Annotated in this window: 1 protein-coding gene; it reads left to right on the top strand. The window is 68.3% G+C overall.

Going from position 1 to position 1,162, the window contains the following annotated elements; genetic code table 11:
• On the top strand, positions 1-1,140 hold a 1,140-nt coding region (locus MLY01S_RS11880; protein ID WP_067192454.1), incomplete at its 5' end, for an IS110 family RNA-guided transposase.
• Between the last annotated feature and the right edge of the window lie 22 nt (positions 1,141-1,162).

Raw genomic sequence — 1,162 nt, forward strand, 5'->3', positions numbered from 1 at the left:
AAGAAGGTCTACGACAAGGCCCTGCCCAACGACGAGACCCGCCTGCGCGAGGTCCTCGCCGAGCTCACCACCACCCACGGGCCCACGCTGCTGGTGGTGGACCAACCGGCCACCATCGGGGCCCTGCCCGTGGCGGTGGCCCAGACCTGTGAGGGCGTTGAGGTGGCCTACCTGCCCGGGCTCGCGATGCGCCGGATCGCTGACCTGCACCCCGGTGCGGCCAAGACCGACGCGAAAGACGCAGCCATCATCGCCGAAGCAGCCCGCACTATGCCCCACACCCTGCGCTCCATCCGGGCCGATGAGGAACAGATCGCCGAGCTGGCCATGCTCGCCGGTTTCGACGACGACCTCGTCGCGCAACTCACCGCGACCTCGAACCGGTTGCGCGGGCTGCTCACACAGATCCACCCCTCACTCGAACGCGTGCTCGGGCCCAAGATCACCCACCCCGCCGTGGCAGACCTGCTGAGCCGGTACCCCACCCCTGCACAGCTGAAGACCGCCGGGCCGGGGCACGTGCGTGCCCGGCTGCGTAAGCACGCCCCACGTCTGGCTGCCTCTCTGACAGAACAGATCTTCCACGCCCTGGACGAGCAGTCCGTGGTGGTGGCCGGCACGCAGGCCGCGGCCACCGTGATCCCGATCCTGGCCGAGCAGCTGGCAGGACTGACCCGGCAGCGGGCCGGACTGGCCTCACAGGTGGAGGCCGTGGTGGAGGCCCACCCTCTTCACCCGGTCCTGATCTCGATGCCCGGAGTAGGGATCAGGACCGCAGCACGGATCCTCACCGAAGTCGTGGGCAAGGACTTCGCCGATGCCGGGCACCTGGCCTCCTACGCCGGGATCGCCCCGGTCACACGCCGCTCAGGGACCTCGATCCGTGGCGAGCGCACACCACGGGGCGGGAACAAGCGACTCAAACGCGCACTGTTCCTCTCAGCGTTCGCTTCACTGTCACACCCTGCCTCCAGGGCGTACTACGAACGGAAACGAGCCCAGGGCAAACGCCACAACCAAGCGCTGATCGCGCTGGCCCGACGGCGCACGGACGTGCTCTACGCGATGCTCCGCGATGGCACCCTGTACCAGGACCCGGGCACACCTACAGCCACACCATCAGTGGCTCTCGCTGCTTGACGAAAACCATAGAGGCACCCCC

Origin of the sequence: Micrococcus lylae NBRC 15355 (genome assembly GCF_001570885.1) — a bacterium.
Lineage (GTDB): Bacteria > Actinomycetota > Actinomycetes > Actinomycetales > Micrococcaceae > Micrococcus > Micrococcus lylae.